Genomic DNA, 5,748 nt, shown 5'->3' on the forward strand with positions numbered 1-5,748 from the left:
AGAAGTGAAACGCCGTAGCGCCGATGGTAGTGTGGGGTCTCCCCATGCGAGAGTAGGACACTGCCAGGCATCAAACAAGCAAAAGAGGCTACCCTAACGGGTGGCCTTTTTTGTTTGTCTGGTGTACAGGTTCGACTCGAGCATGACATGCAGTTTGAACATTGAATAACCTTTTCTTTTTGCTTTCTGTCATTTTTATAACCCTCGCCACAGAAAATAACCTTTTTTACCTTAAAATCATTCAATCAAAAATTGAAACGATGTTTTGATTGTGAGGTTTGAATGAATGCCGGTCTATTTGTCTGTTCGCTCGCCCTGTCAGCGATACTTACTGCCGCAACAGCACAGGCCAGTCCTGTGACGTATCAAAAAGAAGCTATTACTGAAAATAATCTGCCAGTATTTTATCCACAGCTAAAAAAACAGATGACTTATCAAAGTTCATGGCTGGCAGGGAGATACACTGACTTTGCACAGTGGAAAAGCGACACCAGAAAGATCTTCCGACAAGCATTGCTCACCCCTGACTCAACAATTGCATTTTCAGCAGAGAAAATAGATCAGCAGGATCGTGGCCGCTATATTGCTGAAAAAATAGCATTAAACATCACAGATGAAAGCCGTGTCCAGGGCTTGCTATTAACACCGAAAAGCAAAGGCCCTCATCCGGCGATTGTTCTTTTGCATGACCATGGGTCTAAATTTGATATTGGCAAAGAGAAAATGATCCGCCCTTGGGGCGATAGCGCACAGCTTGCCTCAGCGCAGGCTTGGTCGGATAAATTCTTTAGCGGTAAATTCATTGGCGATGAGTTGGCAAAACGTGGTTATGTCGTGCTTTCTATTGATGCTATTGGCTGGGGTGATAGAGGCCCTATCAGCTATGAGCAACAGCAGGCCTTAGCCAGTAACTTCTTTAATCTTGGCCGTTCATTAGCGGGCACGATGGCTTATGAAGATATACGAACGGTTGATTTTCTGGCGACACTTCCATCAGTTGACCGCCAACGTATTGGTGCTCTTGGATTTTCTATGGGAGCGTATCGTGCCTGGCAGTTAGCTGCATTATCGGATAAGGTCGCGGCCACTGCGGCTATCTCTTGGTTTGGTAACTATCAAGGTTTGATGACCCCAGGTAATAATGTACTTCGTGGGCAATCCGCTTTTTACATGCTCCACCCTGGTATTGCCAATAAGTTGGATTTCCCTGATATTGCCAGCTTAGCAGCACCAAAACCGATGCTTCTTTTTAACGGCGGGAAAGATAAATTATTCCCATCGGATGCGGTCGAGCAGGCTTACAGTAAAGTGCATGCAATCTGGCGGTCACAAAATGCGGAATCACGCTTAGTCACTCGTAGCTGGCCCGCGTTGGGGCACGTATTTTACCAAGAGCAGCAAGATGTGGTTTTCCCTTGGTTAGACCGCTGGTTGAAGCCATAAAAAAGGCCCCGAGGGGCCTTTTATCCGCCAAATACGATCAGTGAGAGCTACTTTGAGAGGCGCCCAACCCCGTTTGTGAACGGACAAACTGTGCTTTGAAGCGCAGACGTTCTTGCTTACCCTCTTCTGAATTATCAGTGACGGAGAAGAACCATATCCCGACAAATGCCACTATCATTGAGAATAATGCCGGGTATTCATATGGATAAATTGGTTTTGCGTGTCCTAGAATGGTTACCCAGATAGTTGGGCCTAAAATCATCAGGATCACCGCAGTCAGTAACCCCAACCAGCCACCAATCATTGCACCACGCGTGGTCAGTTTATCCCAATACATTGAAATAAAGATGATTGGGAAGTTACAACTGGCGGCAATGGAGAATGCCAAACCTACCATGAAAGCAATGTTTTGCTTCTCAAACAAAATCCCCAAGCCGATTGCCACAAACCCTAAAATAACCACTGTGATTTTAGAAACTCTCAGTTCATCGCGTTCATTTGCTTTACCCTTCTTGATGACACTGGCGTAAAGGTCATGAGAAACAGCAGATGCCCCCGCTAATGTCAGACCGGCAACCACCGCCAAAATAGTTGCGAAAGCAACTGCCGAGATAAAGCCTAAGAAGAAGCTACCCCCCACGGCATCAGCCAGATGCACTGCTGCCATATTATTACCGCCAAGCAGTGCCCCCGCCGCATCCTTAAAGGCTGGATTCGGGCCGACCAACAGGATTGCGCCAAAACCAATAATAAAGGTCAATATGTAGAAGTAACCGATAAAGCCAGTGGCATAGAACACGCTCTTGCGGGCTTCTTTGGCATCACTTACCGTAAAGAAACGCATTAGAATGTGTGGTAAGCCTGCGGTACCAAACATTAATGCCAAGCCGAGCGACAATGCTGATATTGGGTCAGAGACTAGCCCTCCAGGGCTCATGATCGCCAAGCCTTTAGGGTGAACTTTAATGGCCTCACTGAATAAGGTATTGAAGTTAAAGTTAACCGACTTCATAACCATAATGGCCATAAATGAAGCACCCGCCAGCAGTAACACCGCTTTGATAATCTGTACCCACGTTGTGGCTAACATGCCGCCAAACAAGACGTACAGTACCATCAGGATGCCCACCAACACCACGGCTACGTGGTAGTTCAAGCCAAATAACAACTCTATCAGCTTACCGGCACCGACCATTTGAGCTATCAGATATAAAGCGACCACCACTAACGAACCACAGGCAGATAATGTTCTTATCGGCCTTTGTTTCAAGCGATAAGAAGCCACATCAGCAAAGGTATAGCGACCCAGATTACGCAGCCGCTCGGCAATTAAAAATAGAATGATTGGCCAGCCGATTAGAAAGCCGATGGAGTAAATCAAGCCATCATAGCCAGAGGTATAAACCAGCGCGGAAATACCCAGAAATGATGCCGCAGACATAAAGTCCCCAGCAATGGCCAAACCATTTTGGAAACCGGTTATGCGCCCGCCAGCGGTATAATAATCACCCCGGGAACGGGTACGCTTTGATGCCCAGTAGGTAATATATAATGTCGCGCCAACAAACAATACGAACATAATGATCGCTTGAATATTGAGCGGCTGGCGATGAACTTCGCCGGTAATTGCTTCTGCCTGTGACAGCGCAGGCAGAGTCAGTAAGGAAAGTACGGACCAATGGCGAGTCTTCATTGCTTCACCTCACGAAGAATTTCTGCCGTCAGACGGTCAAACTCGCCATTAGCACGAATAACGTAAATACCTGTAAGAACAAAAGAAATAACGATCAACCCCACACCAACGGGTATGCCGCGAGTAATGCTGGAGCCTGCATATAGCGGGGTACCGAGCCATTGTGGTTCGAAAGCAATAAGGAAAATGAAACCGACATACAGCGCTAGGGTAATGAGCGACAGTGTCCAGGCAAAGCGGCCACGCTTTTGCACCAACTCTTTGAAACGCGGGTTATTTTCAATCTCTTGATAAATGCTGTCATTCATCAGAGTCTCTCCTTTGAGGCATTAATTAAGTTTGCCGCCGGTAGGCGGCACAATTTACGACGGTGTTTGCATTGATTGTTTTTCTTCCAGTAATTTGTCCACTACGCCCGGATCGGCCAGTGTTGAGGTATCCCCTAAGTTGCTGGTATCGCCAGCCGCAATTTTGCGCAGAATACGGCGCATGATCTTGCCTGAACGGGTTTTTGGCAGTGAATCAGTCCAGTGCAAAATATCTGGGGTCGCAATTGGGCCAATCTCTTTACGCACCCAATTACGCACCTCGGTATACAGCTCTGGTGTCGGTTCTTCACCGTGATTCAGCGTGATGTAGGCATAGATAGCTTGCCCTTTAATGCTGTGTGGGACCCCGACGACGGCAGCTTCGGCAATTTTCGGGTGTGAAACCAATGCGGATTCAATCTCAGCGGTCCCTAGGCGGTGACCTGAAACGTTAAGTACGTCATCGACGCGGCCGGTTATCCAGTAGTAGCCATCTTCGTCACGACGAGCGCCATCACCACTGAAATACATGCCTTTAAAGGTTGAGAAGTAGGTCTGCTCAAAACGGTCATGATCGCCGAATAAGGTTCTGGCCTGACCCGGCCAAGAGTCGGTTATCACCAGATTGCCTTCGGCTGCACCTTCTTGCAGGTTACCTAAGTTGTCGACCAACGCTGGCTGTACCCCAAAGAAGGGGCGAGTAGCTGAGCCGGCTTTTAACTCTGTGGCTCCTGGCAGTGGCGTTATCATGAAACCGCCCGTTTCAGTTTGCCACCAGGTATCAACAATCGGGCATTTACTGTTACCAATCTTGTTGTAATACCATTCCCATGCTTCCGGGTTAATAGGTTCACCAACTGAACCCATAATGCGTAGGGAGTCGCGTTTTGTCCCTTCGATGGCTTTGTCACCTTCGGCCATTAAGGCACGAATGGCGGTAGGGGCGGTATACAGAATATTAACCTGATGTTTATCGATAACCTGGCCCAAGCGATTGACGCCTGGATAGTTAGGAACACCTTCAAACATCAGAGTAATAGCACCGCAAGCCAGTGGGCCATACAGCAAATAGCTGTGGCCGGTGACCCAACCAACGTCTGCGGTACACCAGTAGATATCGCCGGGGTGATAATCAAAAACGTATTTAAAGGTCAACGCGGCATAAACCAGATAACCGCCGGTGGTATGTAAAACCCCTTTTGGTTTGCCAGTAGAACCCGAGGTATAAAGGATGAACAGTGGGTCTTCGGCATTCATCTCTTCTGGCGGGCAGTCGGTGGAGGCTTCTTTTATCAGGTCATGCCACCACAAATCTCTCCCGTCTTTCCAATAGCTGGCATTGCCAGTACGTTGGAAGACGACCACATTTTTGATACTGGTGATAGCTGGATTTTTTAAGGCTTCATCGACATTTTTTTTCAGTGGAATTGCGCGACCAGCACGAATGCCTTCATCGGCAGTAATCACCAGTTTTGAGTTAGAGTCGATAATTCGGCCAGCAACGGCATCAGGTGAGAATCCACCAAAAATAACAGAGTGCACGGCGCCAATACGCGCGCAGGCCAGCATAGCAACAGCGGCTTCTGGCACCATCGGCATATAGATTGCAACCACATCACCTTTCTTGATGCCCAGTTTTTTCAGCACATTAGCAAACTGGCATACATCGTGGTGAAGCTGTTTATAGGTGACGGTTTTTGATTGGTTAGGATCATCACCTTCCCAAATAATTGCGGTTTGATCGCCACGCTCTGCCAGGTGACGGTCAAGGCAGTTAGCTGCAAGATTCAGTGTGCCATCTTCGAACCAGCGGATGCTGATATGACCGGGGTCAAAGGAGGTGTTTTTAACCGTTTTATACGGTTTAATCCAATCAATAATCTTGCCATGTTCGCCCCAAAATTCATCTGGGTTCTGCACAGATTGTTGATAATATTGCTGATATTGTTCAGGGTTTATCAGGGCATGCTCTGCAATTGCAGTTGGAATAGGGTGTTTATGTATTTGGCTCATAATAGTTCTCCTTGAGATTGTTAATAATATGTCAATCAAAAGTTAATTATAGTGTGGAGGGCCGTTTTGTTTCTTTTTTGGGCGGCAGATCACGCATAAAAGATGTTGATTTAGAGACTTACTTAATGTGCTGCGTGGTGAATCGATATCTTAATGATAGGAGACGCGCCTTGTGATCATGCAATAAAGGAAAGGAAATGTGCAGATCAGCTCATTTCTAGCGTGAAATAAGAATATTGAAGGGGGAATGTCACTAAAAGTACTAACGTAGCGTGACTAATGCAATTTAAT

4 protein-coding genes are annotated in these 5,748 nt (G+C 47.0%); 1 reads left to right on the plus strand and 3 read right to left on the minus strand.

What is annotated here, in order from left to right; genetic code table 11:
• Positions 1-282: 282 nt before the first annotated feature.
• Positions 283-1,443: a dienelactone hydrolase family protein gene (locus V2A85_RS21500; protein WP_372560005.1), complete on the plus strand. Its 1,161-nt coding sequence runs from the start codon at positions 283-285 to the stop codon at positions 1,441-1,443.
• Between the two features lie 37 nt (positions 1,444-1,480).
• Here V2A85_RS21500 and actP read toward each other — a convergent pair whose 3' ends face one another.
• Genes actP through acs form a run of 3 tightly spaced genes read right to left on the minus strand, consistent with a single transcriptional unit; the run spans position 1,481 to position 5,457 of the window.
• Positions 1,481-3,136 (minus strand): cation/acetate symporter ActP, encoded by a 1,656-nt coding sequence (gene actP, locus V2A85_RS21505; protein WP_372560004.1) that lies wholly within the window; start codon positions 3,134-3,136, stop codon positions 1,481-1,483.
• Positions 3,133-3,444, minus strand: coding sequence for a DUF485 domain-containing protein (locus V2A85_RS21510; protein WP_372560003.1), 312 nt, complete (start codon positions 3,442-3,444; stop codon positions 3,133-3,135). Before V2A85_RS21510 ends, actP begins: the two co-directional genes overlap by 4 nt.
• A 54-nt stretch (positions 3,445-3,498) precedes the next feature.
• On the minus strand, positions 3,499-5,457 hold the full coding sequence (gene acs / locus V2A85_RS21515) for an acetate--CoA ligase (protein WP_372560002.1): 1,959 nt from the start codon (positions 5,455-5,457) through the stop codon (positions 3,499-3,501).
• Positions 5,458-5,748 lie beyond the last annotated feature (291 nt).

It is taken from the genome of Yersinia sp. 1252 StPb PI (assembly GCF_048593885.1).
GTDB classification, from domain to species: Bacteria; Pseudomonadota; Gammaproteobacteria; order Enterobacterales; family Enterobacteriaceae; genus Yersinia; species Yersinia enterocolitica_E.